14 protein-coding genes are annotated in these 14,175 nt (G+C 64.0%); 6 read left to right on the plus strand and 8 right to left on the minus strand.

What is annotated here, in order from left to right:
- Positions 1–224 precede the first annotated feature (224 nt).
- The 4 genes from XH96_RS21225 to XH96_RS21240 all read left to right on the plus strand — a co-directional run bounded on the left by XH96_RS21225 (position 225) and on the right by XH96_RS21240 (position 4,294).
- On the plus strand, positions 225–1,301 hold the full coding sequence (locus XH96_RS21225; RefSeq protein ID WP_194387509.1) for a methyl-accepting chemotaxis protein: 1,077 nt from the start codon (positions 225–227) through the stop codon (positions 1,299–1,301).
- A 399-nt stretch (positions 1,302–1,700) separates the two neighbouring features.
- Positions 1,701–2,444 (plus strand): SDR family oxidoreductase, encoded by a 744-nt coding sequence (locus XH96_RS21230; protein WP_194387510.1) that lies wholly within the window; start codon positions 1,701–1,703, stop codon positions 2,442–2,444.
- Positions 2,445–2,494: 50 nt separating this feature from the next.
- On the plus strand, positions 2,495–2,923 hold the full coding sequence (locus tag XH96_RS21235; protein ID WP_194387511.1) for a cupin domain-containing protein: 429 nt from the start codon (positions 2,495–2,497) through the stop codon (positions 2,921–2,923).
- A 399-nt stretch (positions 2,924–3,322) separates the two neighbouring features.
- The gene (locus tag XH96_RS21240; protein WP_194387512.1) at positions 3,323–4,294 is read left to right on the plus strand and encodes an MBL fold metallo-hydrolase; all 972 of its coding nucleotides are present in this window, start codon (positions 3,323–3,325) and stop codon (positions 4,292–4,294) included.
- Between the two features lie 64 nt (positions 4,295–4,358).
- Here XH96_RS21240 and XH96_RS21245 read toward each other — a convergent pair whose 3' ends face one another.
- The 7 genes from XH96_RS21245 to XH96_RS21275 form a co-directional block, all read right to left on the minus strand.
- Positions 4,359–4,883, minus strand: coding sequence for a DUF4269 domain-containing protein (locus XH96_RS21245; RefSeq protein ID WP_194387513.1), 525 nt, complete (start codon positions 4,881–4,883; stop codon positions 4,359–4,361).
- Positions 4,864–5,277 (minus strand): ASCH domain-containing protein, encoded by a 414-nt coding sequence (locus XH96_RS21250; RefSeq protein WP_194387514.1) that lies wholly within the window; start codon positions 5,275–5,277, stop codon positions 4,864–4,866. The genes XH96_RS21245 and XH96_RS21250 overlap by 20 nt, the downstream gene beginning before the upstream one ends.
- Before the next feature lie 61 nt (positions 5,278–5,338).
- On the minus strand, positions 5,339–6,058 hold the full coding sequence (locus XH96_RS21255; protein WP_194387515.1) for a haloacid dehalogenase type II: 720 nt from the start codon (positions 6,056–6,058) through the stop codon (positions 5,339–5,341).
- Between the two features lie 151 nt (positions 6,059–6,209).
- Positions 6,210–7,211, minus strand: coding sequence for a class II fructose-bisphosphatase (gene glpX, locus XH96_RS21260; protein WP_194387516.1), 1,002 nt, complete (start codon positions 7,209–7,211; stop codon positions 6,210–6,212).
- An 80-nt stretch (positions 7,212–7,291) separates the two neighbouring features.
- Positions 7,292–8,608, minus strand: coding sequence for a homoserine dehydrogenase (locus XH96_RS21265; protein WP_194387517.1), 1,317 nt, complete (start codon positions 8,606–8,608; stop codon positions 7,292–7,294).
- 29 nt (positions 8,609–8,637) lie between these two features.
- On the minus strand, positions 8,638–9,858 hold the full coding sequence (locus tag XH96_RS21270) for an LL-diaminopimelate aminotransferase (RefSeq protein ID WP_194387518.1): 1,221 nt from the start codon (positions 9,856–9,858) through the stop codon (positions 8,638–8,640).
- 213 nt (positions 9,859–10,071) lie between these two features.
- Complete coding sequence (locus tag XH96_RS21275) at positions 10,072–10,347, minus strand: hypothetical protein (RefSeq protein WP_194387519.1); 276 nt, start codon at positions 10,345–10,347, stop codon at positions 10,072–10,074.
- A gap of 253 nt (positions 10,348–10,600) precedes the next feature.
- Here XH96_RS21275 and XH96_RS21280 point away from each other — a divergent pair, with 253 nt between their 5' ends.
- Both XH96_RS21280 and XH96_RS21285 read left to right on the plus strand, forming a co-directional pair.
- Positions 10,601–12,409, plus strand: a complete 1,809-nt coding sequence (locus XH96_RS21280; RefSeq protein ID WP_194387520.1) for an alpha/beta hydrolase — start codon at positions 10,601–10,603, stop codon at positions 12,407–12,409.
- Between the two features lie 62 nt (positions 12,410–12,471).
- The gene (locus tag XH96_RS21285) at positions 12,472–12,870 is read left to right on the plus strand and encodes an MAPEG family protein (protein WP_194387521.1); all 399 of its coding nucleotides are present in this window, start codon (positions 12,472–12,474) and stop codon (positions 12,868–12,870) included.
- 160 nt (positions 12,871–13,030) lie between these two features.
- On the opposite strand, the gene argC is transcribed toward XH96_RS21285, so the two are convergent.
- Positions 13,031–14,077 (minus strand): N-acetyl-gamma-glutamyl-phosphate reductase, encoded by a 1,047-nt coding sequence (gene argC / locus XH96_RS21290; RefSeq protein ID WP_194387522.1) that lies wholly within the window; start codon positions 14,075–14,077, stop codon positions 13,031–13,033.
- Positions 14,078–14,175: the final 98 nt, after the last annotated feature.

Raw genomic sequence — 14,175 nt, forward strand, 5'->3', positions numbered from 1 at the left:
GTCCGAGGATTGGTCGGCAATCGGCCGGGATTTGCAACGGCCCGGACGCACAAAGCGGTGGATGGCCGCTCGGCCGGCCGGGGTGACTACCATTTAGGCATTCCGCCGAATAGCAAATTAAGCAGGCGTTAGGCGGAATCTTCGAAAAAGAATCGTATTCGATCTGTAAGTCGTTGTTCCCCGTTCATTGCAGATCAGGCCTCATTGCCAAGGGAAGCTCCCCGATGTCTGCTGCGCTGGGTCTGAAAGCCAAGCCGATTGCCCCCGAAGCTACGGACGATGATTCCGACATCTCCGCGCTGATCAACCGCCTCACTGCCGAGGTCAACCAGATCGCGATCGACAAGACCAAGTCGATCCAGCAGATCACCAATCAGATGAAAATGCTGGCGTTGAACGCGCTGATCGAGAGCTCGCGCGCAGGCGCACAAGGCGCGGGCTTTGCGGTGGTGGCGCAGGAGGTGCGCGGCGTCGGCCAGCAGGTCGAGACCATCGCGCGCGAGCTCGAAACCCAATTGACGAAACGCACCGGCGATCTCGTCTCCTCGATCGAGCGCATGAGCCAGCGTTCGCGCGGCGAGCGCATGGTCGACCTGTCGCTCAACGCCATCGAGCTGATCGACCGCAATCTCTACGAACGGACCTGCGACGTGCGCTGGTGGGCGACCGATTCCGCCGTGGTCGATTGCGCGGCCTCGCCTGGCGCTGCGGCCGTCTCCCATGCCTCGCAGCGCCTCGGCGTGATCCTCGGGGCCTACACGGTCTATCTCGACCTCTGGCTCTGCGATCTCGACGGCAACGTCATCGCCAACGGCCGCGCCGACCGCTTTCGCGTCGTCGGTCAGAACGTCGCCCATACCAGATGGTTTCGCGAGGCGCGGTCCTTGCGCACCGGCGACGACTATGTCGCCGGCGACGTCGAGAACCAGCCGCTGCTCGGCAACGCGCAGGTCGCGACCTATTGCGCCAGCGTCCGCGACGGCGGCCAGGCCAATGGCGCGCCGATCGGCGTGCTCGCCATCCATTTCGACTGGGAGCCGCAGGCCCGCGCCATCGTCCAGGGCGTGCGCGTCGGCGACAGCGACAAGGCCCGCGTGCTGCTGGTCGACTCGAATTTTCGCGTGATCGCGGCCTCCGACGGCCAGGGCATCCTCAGCGAGCGCATCTCGCTGTCGCTGGATGGCCAGCGTTCCGGCTTCTATCAGGACCGCTCCGGCACGATGGTCGCCTTCCATGCGACGCCCGGCTACGAGACCTATCGGGGCCTCGGCTGGTATGGCGTGATCGTCTGCGGGGCCTGAGGCGAACAGCGGCGGCTCGCGAGACCGATCGTTCTCGCCTGCCCGATCAAATCCTGGAAACAACCCCATGCACAGTAGCCCGAGGGTTGTTTTCATTGGTGTTTCTCAAGGGCTTCCCCGCCGTCTTGCCTCCGTCAAAACGCTTTGACATGTCGAGCAAAACACTGGCAATCTGTGATCATCGCAGGTTGTGTGCACGGCACGAGGGACTGATCCCTTCCGCTGCGATCTTGTGATATCGCAGCCCAGCTTCTGAAGCATTTTCCGGCAAGGCTCGCCCGTTACAGGCAAGAGCCTGCGCCATGGCTCGCATAGAGTCGCTTCGCATCACGTCGATCGACGTGACAGCGCGAGCTCCCCTGGTTCGTCTCGCGCTCCGACATACCGAGGAGACATGCCATGAAGATCGTCGTGATCGGCGGAACCGGCTTGATCGGATCGAAACTCGTCGCGAAGCTCAAACAGCAGGGCCACGAGGCGGTGGCAGCCTCGCCGAAATCAGGCGTGAACGCCGTGACCGGCGAAGGCCTTGCCGCGGCGCTGGCAGGCGCGGATGTCGTCGTCGATGTCGCCAACGCGCCGTCCTGGGAGCCGGCAGCCGTGCTCGAGTTCTTCCAGCGGTCGAGCACGAATCTCGGCGCGGCGGAGGCCGCAGCAGACGTGAAACATCACGTGGCGCTCTCTATCGTCGGTACCGACCGCGCGCCCGACAACGCCTATTTCCGTGCCAAGCTGGCGCAGGAAACCATCATCAAGTCCGCCTCGGTCCCCTACTCGATCGTGCGCGCCACCCAGTTCTTCGAATTTCTCGGGGCCATCGCCGAAACAGGGGTGATCGACGGCAAGATCGTCGTTCCCACGGCCCGGTTTCAGCCAATCGCGGCCGACGACGTCGTCGCTCGCCTCGCAGAGGTCGCAACGGGCAAGCCGCTCAACGGCACGATCGATATCGCCGGCCCTGAGAAGGCCCCCTTCAACGAATTCATCGCACGGCGCCTGAAGGCATCGGGCGATGTCCGCCCAGTGGTGGGGGATCCGAAGGCGCCCTATTACGGCGCCCTCATTGACGATAAGTCGCTAACCCCGCTCGGCGAGGCGCGGCTGGGGACAACGCCGCTCGCAACATGGCTCGCGAGCCTGTGAAGCTCCGCCAGACTCAATCACGATGGAAATGGCAAAGAAGGGGAAATCCCATGCGCAGATTGCTGATCGCAACCGCGGTTTATGCCGCATCTCTCCTGGCGGCCGATGCAACCGAGACCGCTGCCCCCTCGACCACCCCCTTGGCCAAGGTCACGATCGTCTTTGACCAGGCGCTGCCAAATGTTCCCGGCAAGAGCATGAAGGGCGTGCTGGTCGAGTACGGCCCCGGAGGCTCCTCGCCGGCCCACATTCACGCGCCGTCCGCCTTCATCTATGCCACGGTCCTCGAAGGAGCGATCCGCAGTCAGGTTAATGATGGCCCGGCCAAGGTCTTTCACAAGGGAGAGAACTTCTTTGAGAAGCCCGGCGACCGCCACGCCGTCAGCGCCAATGCCAGCGATAGCGAGCCCGCGAAGCTGCTTGCCGTCTTCGTGGTGGATACGACCGACAAGGAGCTGACGACGCCGATCGCGAAGTAGCACGGGGCCAACAGGCGGCCTTGCTGCTTCGAAGCCAGCATCGTTGCGACGCAGCCACAAAGGCCACATTCGCGTTGAAGGCATTCGCCGGCCGGCAGTCAGACTCTTTCCCGCGATCGCGCCGGCCAGGCGACCAGCAGACACAATCGCGACACAAACCTTGATTGCGCTACACCAGATCAGCTGAACCGTTCTGACGGCAAGAACGTTGGCGACGGCGTGCATGCCATGCGCCGGAATTGCCATACCAACCTGGACGAGCAGCGATTATCTCCCAACCAATTCCACTTGCTAGCTTGTCCAAACCAGCGCAGCATCGTGCGGTCGGCTCCAGGCCGTCGCAACGCGCAGACAATTGCGCAAGATAAGCAAGACAAAAGACTAAAGCGGAGGAAATGCATGACAATCGATGTCTCTCGTCGGTCCCTGCTCGCACTCGGGGCCGGCCTCGGCGCCAGCGCCTTGCTCGGCAGCAGCGCGATGGCGCGAGCGCCCAAGCTGGGCACCCAGACGCCGTACTGGCACCGCTTCATTCTCGGCGATGCCGAGGTGACGGTCGTATCCGACGGACCGCTGCCGCTCGGCGACCCCTCGGGGACCTTCACCGGCGTTCCCAAGGAAGAGGTGAAGAAGATGCTCGCCGACAATTTCCTGTCGCCGGACAATGTCGTGCTGGAGCAGAACTCGCCGATCGTGAACACCGGCGACAAGCTCATCCTGTTCGATACCGGCATGGGCAGCTCGAAGATGTTCGGCGCCAGCACCGGCCGGCAGCAGAAGAGCATGACCGAGGCCGGCATCAAGCCGGGCGACATCGACGCTGTCGTCTGCTCGCACGCCCATATCGACCACATCGGCGGCATCGTCGACGAAGGCGGCAAGCCGCTGTTTCCGAACGCGCAAGTCTACATCTCGCAGACCGATTTCGACTTCTGGACCGACGAGGGCAAGCTCGGCAGCGCGGCCAAGGACTTCGTCGTTCACGCCCGCAAGAACCTGCTGCCGGTGCGCGACCGCATCGTGTTCTTTAGGGACGGCCAGGAATTCCTGCCCGGCGTGCAGGCGATCGCCGCGCCCGGTCACACCGTCGGCCACACCATCTTCATGGTCTCGTCGGCGGGAAAGTCGTTCGCCTTCCTCGGCGACCTCTCGCACCATTCGGTGCTGCTGCTGGAGCGGCCGCGGATGGAGTTCTCCTATGATACCGATCCGAAGCAGGCGGCGGAGTCGCGCGTCAAGCTGCTGACGATGCTTGCGGCCAACAAGATCCCGGTGATGTCCTATCATTTCGCCTGGCCCGGCTACGGCCATGTCGCCAAAGCGGGTGACGGATTCCACTACTATCCTGAACCGATGAAGATGACGTTGTAGCGATCAGTTCAGGTCCGGGCGGCGCTCGCCGTCCGGACCGCCCCCTCGCTGGGCGAGGTGATTATTACAAGCGGTCGAGGCGCGATCGCAGCTGGGCGTCACTCTCACGGCCCAATGCAAGCAATCCATAGTAGGGGTCCCCTGCTATGCCGAGCACGGCAGCAAACGCAGGCTCCGTCTTCATTCCGCGCCCCCTGTGCCCCACCACCGCATTCCGCAGGCGTCCATCGTCGAGAGCCAGCAATCTGCGCTCGATCTCGAAGTGCTGCCATCCCTCCTGCTGATCGACCGGTCTCGGATCTCCGAACAGCTCAAAAGGCCAGCCGCCCCATTCGAAGCGGGCGACCACCGGCCGCCCGCTGGAGCGCCATTGGTAGAGAGCAAATCCGTCACAGGCGCCGTACTGTCGCCACACGAGCTCCGCGAAAGCGGCCGCGTCGCGTACCTGACACACGACATCGATGTCGCTTGTCGGCGTCGAAATTCCCAAGGGCAGCGTCCCAACCACGCGCGGATCGAATCCACTCAGCTCCCCGAGCAATCCCGAACTGCTGATCGCAGCTTCGTAGCTATCGATCCAGCTGGTCATCGCCGAGGACCTCGACCAGGCGAAAGCGCTCGCACATCAGCATCATGTCATCGCTATATCGTCCGAGCCTGCCGAAATAGTCTTGGTGGGCGCGGCGCCAAAAGGCCAGGCTCCGGTCACCTTCTCCCTCCTCATGCGCAAAGGCTGCGTCGACCTCGTTGAAGCGCCGATATGTCACGTCGATGGTTTCGATGACGCAGCGCGGCTCCGCTCGCCCGTCGAGCACGACCCAGCGCTCACCGGGTGTGGAGGTGTTCGGCTCGTCTTCGGTACTGCATGTCGCGGTCTTGATGCCCTTGATGACGAGTTCGACCAATTGGTCCGCCAGCGCCGAATTGTCCCCGAATGCAAATGTCCGGAGGTGTCGATAGCGCTCGGGGACCGGCTTGCTCATGGTCTTCCAGGCTTTCAGTCGCCTCGACGCCAGGCCACAGCGCATCGTTACGAAGCGCTGCCTAGCACCCCAATTTGTCGGCGATCCCGCCAAAATCCTTCGCGACGATGTCCCAGTTGCCGGTCGCCTCGAAGTCGACCTTCTGCAACGGCCCGTATTCAGTCGGCCGCGCCACGAACGCGGTCTTGAGCCCGTTCTTCTGCGCGGCCGCGAGATCGCCGTTGTGGGCGGCGACCATCATCACCTCCTCCGGCTTGAGGCAAAGCAGCCGCGCGGCGCCGAGATAGGTTTCCGGATCGGGCTTGTAGTGCTCGAACAGCTCGGCCGACAGGATGAGGTCCCACGGCAGCCCGGCGAACTTCGCCATGTTGGTGAGCAGCGCGACATTGCCGTTCGAGAGCGGCGCGATGACGAATTTGGTCTTGAGCCGGCCAAGGCCGGCGACGCCGTCGGGCCAGGCATGCAGGCGGTGCCAGCCCTTGGTGAGATAATCGAGATCGGCGTCCGTCAGACCTTTGATCGCGAACTTCTCGACCAGCTTCTCCAGCGAGCGGCGATGCAGATCATCCAGCATGACGTAGCCGCGCTCGGGATGCTGGCGCACGTCGTCCATCGAGGCCATGTACATGCCGCGCCAGCCGTCGACGAGCGCGGTCCAGTCGGCGGTGATGCCGCGGCCTTTCGCCCACCACATGAAGTCGGTGATCAGGCTGGTGCGCCAGTCGACGACGGTGCCGAACACGTCGAAGACGAGGGCTTTGACGGCGGAGAGATCGGACATGTACGCTTCCTCGTCTTCTTATCGTTGTCATTCCGGGGGCGCGTGGAGCGAGAACCCGGAATCCATTTCACACCGAACTCTGCCGCACGATGGCTTCCGGGCTCTCCGGACCGGCGTTGCGCGTCCCGTCGCCCTGGAATGACGGAGAGTGTTAGTCCAAATGGAACTTGGCCAGCTCGCGGTGCTCGGCCTTGATGTAGCGCACGGTGCCGGTGACGGAGCGCATCACCACCGTCTCGGTCTCGATCACGCCGTCCTTGCGGAACTTGACGCCTGACAGCAGCGAGCCCGTGGTGACGCCGGTGGCGGCGAACAGGCAGTCGCCGCGCGCCATGTCCTCGATGCCGTAGATCATCTTGGGGTCGTTGACGCCCATCTTGGCGGCGCGCTCGCGCTTCTCGTCGGAATCGAGGATGAGGCGGCACTGCATCTGGCCGCCGATGCAGCGCAGTGCCACGGCCGCGAGCACGCCTTCCGGCGCACCGCCGGTCCCAAGATACATGTCGACGCCGGTGTTGTCGGGGTCGGCGCAGTGGATCACGCCGGCGACGTCGCCGTCGGTGATCAGGCGCACGGCAGCGCCGGTCGAGCGCACGCCCGCGATGATGTCGGCATGGCGCGGCCGGTCGAGCACGAGCACCGTGATATGTTCCGGCTTGACGCCCTTGGCCTTGGCGAGGCGGCGGACATTGTCGGCCGGCGAAGCATCGAGGTCGACGACGCCCCTGTCGTAGCCGGGACCGATCGCGAGCTTCTGCATGTAGACGTCGGGCGCGTGCAGCAGCGTGCCGCCGTCGGCCATCGCCATCGTGGCGATCGAGCCCGGCATGTTCTTGGCGCACAGCGTGGTGCCTTCGAGCGGATCGACGGCGATGTCGACTTCGGGTCCGGCCTTGAGGCCGACCTGCTCGCCGATGTACAGCATCGGCGCCTCATCGCGCTCGCCCTCACCGATCACGATGGTACCCTGTATCGGCAGCTTGTTGAGCTCGCGCCGCATGGCGTCCACGGCGGCCTGGTCGGCCGCCTTCTCGTTGCCGTGCCCGCGCAACCGCGCCGACGACACCGCCGCCCGCTCCGTCACCCGCACGATCTCCAGCGTGAGAATGCGCTCGAGCAAGGCGTGCGGGGGGACTTCAATATGGGTCGACATCGGCTCACTCCTTCGAAACGTTTGGGCCGGAAATCTCCGTCCGCATCAACTCGTAACACCCACAGTTCGTTCGAACCGTGTCAGTTCTTCTCAATCCTGATGACCTGCGGCCGCCCGCTGATCACCTTGTCCTTCTGCACGGCGGCGAGCGCACGGCGCACGGCATCCTCGTGTGTGGCATAGGTGATCAGGATGACGGGCACCGGGACCGCCTTGCCGTCAGCCGGCGCAGCGCCGCCATTGGGATGACGCTGCACGATCGACTCGATCGAAATCTTCTGCTCGGCCAGTCGCGTCGCGATCGCGGCCGCGGTGCCGGGGAAATCGCGCGCGAGCAGGCGAATGTAATAGCCGCCCTCGTGGCGCTCCATCGGCGCCTTCTTGGTGTCGCGAAGCTGCGAGATTGGCCGGCCGAACGGATTGGCACGGATGCCGCGCGCAACGTCGGCGATGTCGGCGACGACGGCGGACGCGGTCGCAGCCCCCCCGGCGCCGGGACCGACCAGCGTGATCGGCGGAATGCCCTCGCCATCGATCGTGACCGCATTGGTGACGCCCATCACCTGTGCGATCGAGGATGATTTCGGCACCATGGTCGGATGCACGCGCTGCTCGATGCCCTTGGCGGTGCGGACCGCAACGCCGAGCAGCTTGACGCGGTAGCCAAGATCGGCCGCCGCCCGCAGATCTTCCGGCGCGATGGATGAGATGCCTTCGACATACACGGCACTTTGAGCAACTTTCGTGCCGAAGGCGAGGCTGGCGAGGATGGCGAGCTTCTGCGCGGTGTCGTGGCCATCGACGTCGAAGGACGGATCGGCCTCGGCATAGCCGAGCCGCTGTGCGTCCTTGAGGCATTCGGCGAAGGACAGCCCCTCCTGTTCCATCCGGGTCAGGATGTAGTTGCAGGTGCCGTTGAGGATGCCGTAGACGCGGTCGATGCCGGTTCCGGCGAGACCTTCGCGCAGCGTCTTGATGACAGGGATCGCCGCGCCGACCGCTGCCTCGAAATTCAGCGCGCCGCCGTGCTTTTCGGCCGCCTTGGCGAGCTTGAGGCCATGCTTGGCCAGCAGCGCCTTGTTGGCGGTGACCACCGACTTCCCGGCGCTCAGCGCGGCTTCCACGGCCGACAGCGCCGGATCGCCGGCGCCGCCCATCAGCTCGACGAAGCAGTCGACCTCGGGATGGGTGGCCAGCGCCATCGGATCCCTGGCCCATTCGACGCCGCGCAGGTCGACGCCGCGCCTCTTCGCCTTCGAGCGCGCAGTAACGGCGACGACGCGGATGCCGCGGCCGCTGCGGCCCGCGAGCACGCGCGCCTGCGTTTCGATCAAACGGACTACTTCGGCGCCCACGGTGCCGAGCCCCGCTATGCCCACTTTCAGGGGTGCAACCATGGTGTCTTAGAAAACCTGCCGAAGAGAACTCAACGCCGATTGGCGAGCGGAACGACGTTGTGCAACGTTTCGATGCCGCTTTCAAGGAAGCGGCGCACGCCGCGCGCGGCCTGCCTGATCCGTTGCTCGTTTTCCACCATGGCGATGCGGACATATCCTTCACCATGCTCGCCGAAGCCGACGCCGGGCGAGACCGCAACGCCGGATTTCTCCACCAACAGGGTCGCGAACTGCATGCTGCCGACGCTGCGGAAGGCTTCCGGCAGCGGCACCCAGGCGAACATCGAGGCCTCCGGCGCCGGGATCTCCCAGCCGGCGCGGCCGAACGATTCCACCAGCGCGTCGCGGCGCTTGCGGTAGGTGTCGCGCATCTCCTTGATGCAATCGTCCGGTCCGTTCAGCGCGGCGGTCGCGGCGACCTGGACCGGCGTGAACGCGCCGTAGTCGAGGTATGATTTGACGCGGGCGAGCGCTGCGATCACGCGCTCATTGCCGACCGCAAAGCCCATGCGCCAGCCGGCCATCGAATACGTCTTCGACATCGAGGTGAATTCGACGGCGACGTCCATCGCACCGGGCACCTGCAGCACCGAGGGCGGCGGGTTGTTCTCGTCGAAATAGACCTCGGCATAGGCGAGATCGGACAGGATCAGGATCTCGTGCTTCTTCGCGAAGGCGACGAGGTCCTTGTAGAAATCGAGGCTCGCGACATAGGCGGTCGGGTTCGAGGGATAGCACACGACCAGCGCCAGCGGCTTTGGAATCGAATGCACGATCGCCCGCTCCGCCGCCTCGAAGAATTGCGGCGTCGGCTCGGACGGCACCGAGCGGATCACACCGCCCGCCATCAAAAAGCCGAAGGCATGAATCGGATAGCTCGGGTTCGGACAGAGGATGACGTCGCCGGGCGCGGTGATCGCCTGCGCCACATTGGCAAAGCCTTCCTTCGAACCCAGCGTCGCCACCACCTGGGTTTCGGGATTGAGCTTCACGCCGAAACGGCGGGCGTAGTAGGCGGCCTGGGCCTTGCGCAGTCCGGCAATTCCGCGGGAGGCCGAGTAGCGGTCGGTGCGCGGCTTGCCCAGCGTCTCCTTCAGCTTCTCCAGCACATGCGCCGGCGCCGGCAGATCCGGATTGCCCATGCCGAGGTCGATGATGTCGGCGCCGGCGTTCCGCGCGGCTGCCTTGGCCCGGTTGACCTGTTCGAACACGTAAGGCGGCAGGCGGCGGATGCGGTAAAACTCTTCCATGGCTCTCTAGGGCTCCGGGCAACCGGTCAGGACAGAATCGACAGGCCACGAGGGCCATTTCAAAAGGCGCTCATGATCATCGCGAAAATCACTCAAAATCAAATACTTAGAGCAATCATCGACGACGAGGACTGAAGTCGTTCGCCCTGACTCCTGGCTGAACCGGAATCTTTTAGCACGGCGAGGCGGAGGCGCCAGCGATTACCTTGCGCCTCATTTGGCGTCCTTGGCGGCCACCGCCTGGCGATCGCGTGCCGCGGCGAGCTCGGCCTCGATCTTGGCGCGCTGCTCCGGCGGGATGACCGCCTCATCGCGATCCGGCGGCAGATCATGCACCGGCAGATAAGTGCCGGGCTCCCTGACATGCGACTGTCCATCCCCCGGCGTCAAATCCGCGAGCTGGCTCGAGCATCCGCCGAGGGCGAACGCCGCGAGCAGCAGCGCGCTGCAGATCGGCCGCGTCTTTTGCAGGTCCCATAACGCCAACACTTGGGAAATCCCCTACTCGTCCCAAAGCACGGCCCCGGGCAACCTTAACCCAAGACCGCGCCCAAGCTCAAACCATTGCTGCCCGAATGGTACGAGCGAAAATAGCCCCCTGCCCAACAAGACGAGCGGTGCGGCTCGATTGTGACGGAACCAAGAAGATTTGTCGCAGTGCAACACATCTTCGAGAGTGTTTAACGTCAAACATGCGAGCTTCGCGGTGACGAATACGGAATGAATCGTTACTGTTCTGCCCATGAGCATGGCCACAACCGACACGCCGAAACCCGGGACGAAGTTCGACGCGGAAGCCTTCGCGATGAATGTCGCGCGGGCGATGGAGAGCGGCGGCAAGGCGCTCGCCGCCTATCTCAAGCCGCGCGAGAGCGGCGAGGTGCAGGACCGCCCGCCGGCCGAGCTTGCCGAGGTCGTCAGGACCTTCACGTCGGTCGCCGAATACTGGCTGTCGGACACCTCGCGCTCCTCCGATCTGCAGACCAAGCTCGCGAAGGACTATCTCGACCTCTGGGGCTCGGCGGTGCGCCGCATGGCCGGTCAGGACGCCCAGCCCGCGATCACGCCCTCGCCGCGCGACAAGCGCTTTGCCGATCCGGAATGGAAGTCGAACCAGTTCTTCGACTTCGTCATGCAGCTCTATCTGCTCACGACCAAATGGGCGCAGGAGCTGGTGCGCGATGCCGAAGGGCTCGATCCGCAGACCCGCCGCAAGGCGGAGTTCTACGTCCAGCAGGTCATCAACGCATTGTCGCCGTCCAACTTCGTGCTGACCAATCCGGAGGTGCTGCGCGAGACGGTGGCGAGCAGCGGCGAGAACCTCGCGCGCGGCTTGAAGATGCTGGCCGAGGACATCGCGGCCGGCAAGGGCATGCTGAAGATCCGCCAGTCCGATCCGGACAATCTCGTCGTCGGCGTCAACATGGCAACGACGCCGGGCAAGGTGATCTACCAGAACGAGATCATGCAGCTGATCCAGTACGCTCCGACCACGGAGACGGTGCTGCGCACGCCGCTCCTGATCGTGCCGCCCTGGATCAACAAGTTCTACATCCTCGATCTGAAGCCGGAGAAATCCTACATCAAGTGGTGCGTCGATCAGGGCATCACCGTGTTCGTGATCTCATGGGTCAATCCCGACAAGCGGCTCGGCAACAAGAGCTGGGAAGCCTACATGAAGGAGGGCCCGCTCACGGCGATGGACGTGATCGAGAAGGTCACCGGCGAGATGAAGGTGCATACCGCCGGCTATTGCGTCGGCGGCACCATGCTCGCGACCACGCTCGCCTGGCTCGCCGAGAAGCGCCGCCAGCGCGTGTCGTCCGCGACGTTCTTCGCCGCCCAGATCGACTTCACCCATGCCGGCGATCTCCTCGTGTTCGTCGACGAGGAGCAGATCTCGGCGCTCGAGCAGGACATGAAGGCCGCCGGCGTGCTCGAAGGCTCGAAGATGGCGATGGCCTTCAACATGCTGCGCTCCAACGACCTGATCTGGTCTTATGTCGTCAGCAACTATCTGAAGGGCCAGCAGCCCAGCGCGTTCGACCTGTTGCACTGGAACTCGGACGCGACACGGATGACCGCAGCCAACCATTCCTATTACTTGCGCAATTGCTATCTGGAGAACCGGCTCTCCACCGGCACGATGGTGCTCGACAACACCCTGCTCGACCTCTCCAAGGTGAAGGTGCCCATCTACAATCTCGCCACCCGCGAGGACCACATCGCGCCGGCCGAATCGGTGTTGTACGGCTCGCAATTCTTCGGCGGGCCGGTGAAGTATGTGCTGTCCGGCTCGGGCCACATCGCCGGCGTGGTCAATCCGCCCGCCTCGAACAAGTACCAGTACTGGACCAACGACAACGTCAAGGACGTCAGTATCGCACAGTGGATGAAGGGCGCCGTGGAGCACAAGGGCTCGTGGTGGCCGGACTGGCGCCAATGGCTGGGCGAACTCGATCCCGAGGAAGTCCCGGCGCGTGCGGTCGGCAGCGATGCATTCCCACCGATCGAGGATGCGCCCGGCAGCTATGTCAGGGTTCGCGCATAGCGGAATCTCCCGCGCTTGTATAAGCTCGCTTGCAGCACCGCGACGACTGAGGGAACCGGACTATGACGCGCGAATTGTTCTGGCTGACACTGACGGTGATCCTGACCGGGATCCTCTGGATTCCCTACACCATCAACCGCTGCCAGGTTCGCGGGTTGAGCGGTGCCATGGCCAACCCCTCGCGCGGCGACAAGCCGCAGGCGGAGTGGGCGAACCGGCTGATGTTCGCGCATGACAACGCGGTCGAGAACCTCATCGTCTTCGCCCCGCTGGTTCTGATCCTGAACGCGATCGATTATTCCACGAAATGGACCGTGCTCGCCTGCGCCGTCTATTTCTGGGCTCGTGTCGCGCACACCATCGTCTATGCGCTCGGAATTCCGGTGTTCCGCACCCTCGCCTTCACCGTCGGCTTCCTCGCGCAGGCCGTGCTGGCGCTGGCGATCTTCAATATCGTCTAGAGATCAGGCCGCGACCTTGTGAACGACGAGATGCAGCATGTTGGCCGGCGTCTTGTCGAAACTCTGGATCACGTTGGTTTCGGCTGACGGCGTGATCCACAGACCTGCGCCAGCGTAAGTCGCCTCGAGCCATTCGCGCGGCGGATAGCCTGAAGGCTCGTCATGGGAACAGCGCGATCTGCTCCAGCCCCGTCGTCTCGGGCAGCCCGAACATCAGGTTCATGTTCTGGATCGCCTGCCCGGCCGACCCCTTCACCAGATTGTCGAGCGTGGAAATCACGATCGCCCGGTTCTTGATCCGGTCGGCGACGACGCCGATCTGCACATAGTTGGAGCCGCGCACATTCTGGGTCTGCGGCAGCACGCCCTTCCTGGCAACATGCACGAAGGGCTCGTTGGCATAAGCCTGCTCCAGCACAGCTCGCAGATCGTCCGGTGTCGCGCCGTTGAGCTTGACGTAGGACGTGCAGAGTTCGCCGCGCGCCATCGGAATAAGATGCGGCGTGAAGTTGATCGTCACCGCGGAACCGGCGGCGACGCCGATCTCCTGCTCGATCTCGGGCGCGTGCCGGTGGGTGCCGACCGAATAGGGCGACAGCCCCTCGCCCGCCTCGCTGAACAACGTGTTCTGTTTCAGCCCGCGGCCGGCGCCGGTGACGCCCGATTTCGCGTCGATGACGATGTCGTCGATGTCGATCAGTTTGGCTTTCGCAAGCGGCACCAGCGCGAGCAGCGCCGCCGTGGGATAGCAGCCGGGACAGGCGACCAGCCGCGCCGACGTGATCTCCTCGCGATAAAATTCGGTCAGGCCATAGACCGCTTCGGCCTGCAATTCGAGCGCCCGGTGCTCGTGGCCGTACCATTGCGCATAGGTGTTCTTGTCCCGCAGCCTGAAATCGGCGGACATGTCGAGGACCTTGATTTTGGGATTTGCCTTGAGGACCGCGGCGATGATTTCCTGCGTGGTGCCGTGCGGCAGACCACAGAACACCGCATCGAGCTTGCTCCAGTCGACCTTTTCCCATTCCACCAGTTTCGGCAGGTTCAGCATGAAGAAATGCGGAAACACGTCGCCCATCGACTTGCCGGCGTGGGTGTTGGCGGTGAGCGTGACGATCTCGGCATCCGGATGCCGCGCCAACAGGCGCACGGCATCGGCCCCGGTGTAACCGGAGGCGCCGAGAATGCCGACCTTCTTCGAGCTCATCACGCGTCCCTTCCAGGCGTCATTGGATCGTCTTGCCGGGGAGAACGTTGCAACGTCGCTTCCTCCACCGGGCTGGCCTCGCGAGCAACGCTCGATCA

Source organism: Bradyrhizobium sp. CCBAU 51765 (genome assembly GCF_015291725.1).
Classification (GTDB): domain Bacteria; phylum Pseudomonadota; class Alphaproteobacteria; order Rhizobiales; family Xanthobacteraceae; genus Bradyrhizobium; species Bradyrhizobium liaoningense.

Excerpts from the sequence above, each read along its gene's own strand:
- XH96_RS21230 (WP_194387510.1), top strand. The coding sequence starts at position 1,701 with ATGAAGATCGTCGTGATCGGCGGAACCGGCTTGATCGGATCGAAACTC.
- XH96_RS21255 (WP_194387515.1), bottom strand. The coding sequence starts at position 6,058 with ATGTCCGATCTCTCCGCCGTCAAAGCCCTCGTCTTCGACGTGTTCGGC.
- XH96_RS21270 (WP_194387518.1), bottom strand. The coding sequence starts at position 9,858 with ATGGAAGAGTTTTACCGCATCCGCCGCCTGCCGCCTTACGTGTTCGAA.
- XH96_RS21280 (WP_194387520.1), top strand. The coding sequence starts at position 10,601 with ATGAGCATGGCCACAACCGACACGCCGAAACCCGGGACGAAGTTCGAC.
- XH96_RS21235 (WP_194387511.1), top strand. The coding sequence starts at position 2,495 with ATGCGCAGATTGCTGATCGCAACCGCGGTTTATGCCGCATCTCTCCTG.
- glpX (WP_194387516.1), bottom strand. The coding sequence starts at position 7,211 with ATGTCGACCCATATTGAAGTCCCCCCGCACGCCTTGCTCGAGCGCATT.
- XH96_RS21265 (WP_194387517.1), bottom strand. The coding sequence starts at position 8,608 with ATGGTTGCACCCCTGAAAGTGGGCATAGCGGGGCTCGGCACCGTGGGC.
- XH96_RS21225 (WP_194387509.1), top strand. The coding sequence starts at position 225 with ATGTCTGCTGCGCTGGGTCTGAAAGCCAAGCCGATTGCCCCCGAAGCT.
- XH96_RS21245 (WP_194387513.1), bottom strand. The coding sequence starts at position 4,883 with ATGACCAGCTGGATCGATAGCTACGAAGCTGCGATCAGCAGTTCGGGA.
- XH96_RS21250 (WP_194387514.1), bottom strand. The coding sequence starts at position 5,277 with ATGAGCAAGCCGGTCCCCGAGCGCTATCGACACCTCCGGACATTTGCA.
- XH96_RS21240 (WP_194387512.1), top strand. The coding sequence starts at position 3,323 with ATGACAATCGATGTCTCTCGTCGGTCCCTGCTCGCACTCGGGGCCGGC.
- XH96_RS21285 (WP_194387521.1), top strand. The coding sequence starts at position 12,472 with ATGACGCGCGAATTGTTCTGGCTGACACTGACGGTGATCCTGACCGGG.
- argC (WP_194387522.1), bottom strand. The coding sequence starts at position 14,077 with ATGAGCTCGAAGAAGGTCGGCATTCTCGGCGCCTCCGGTTACACCGGG.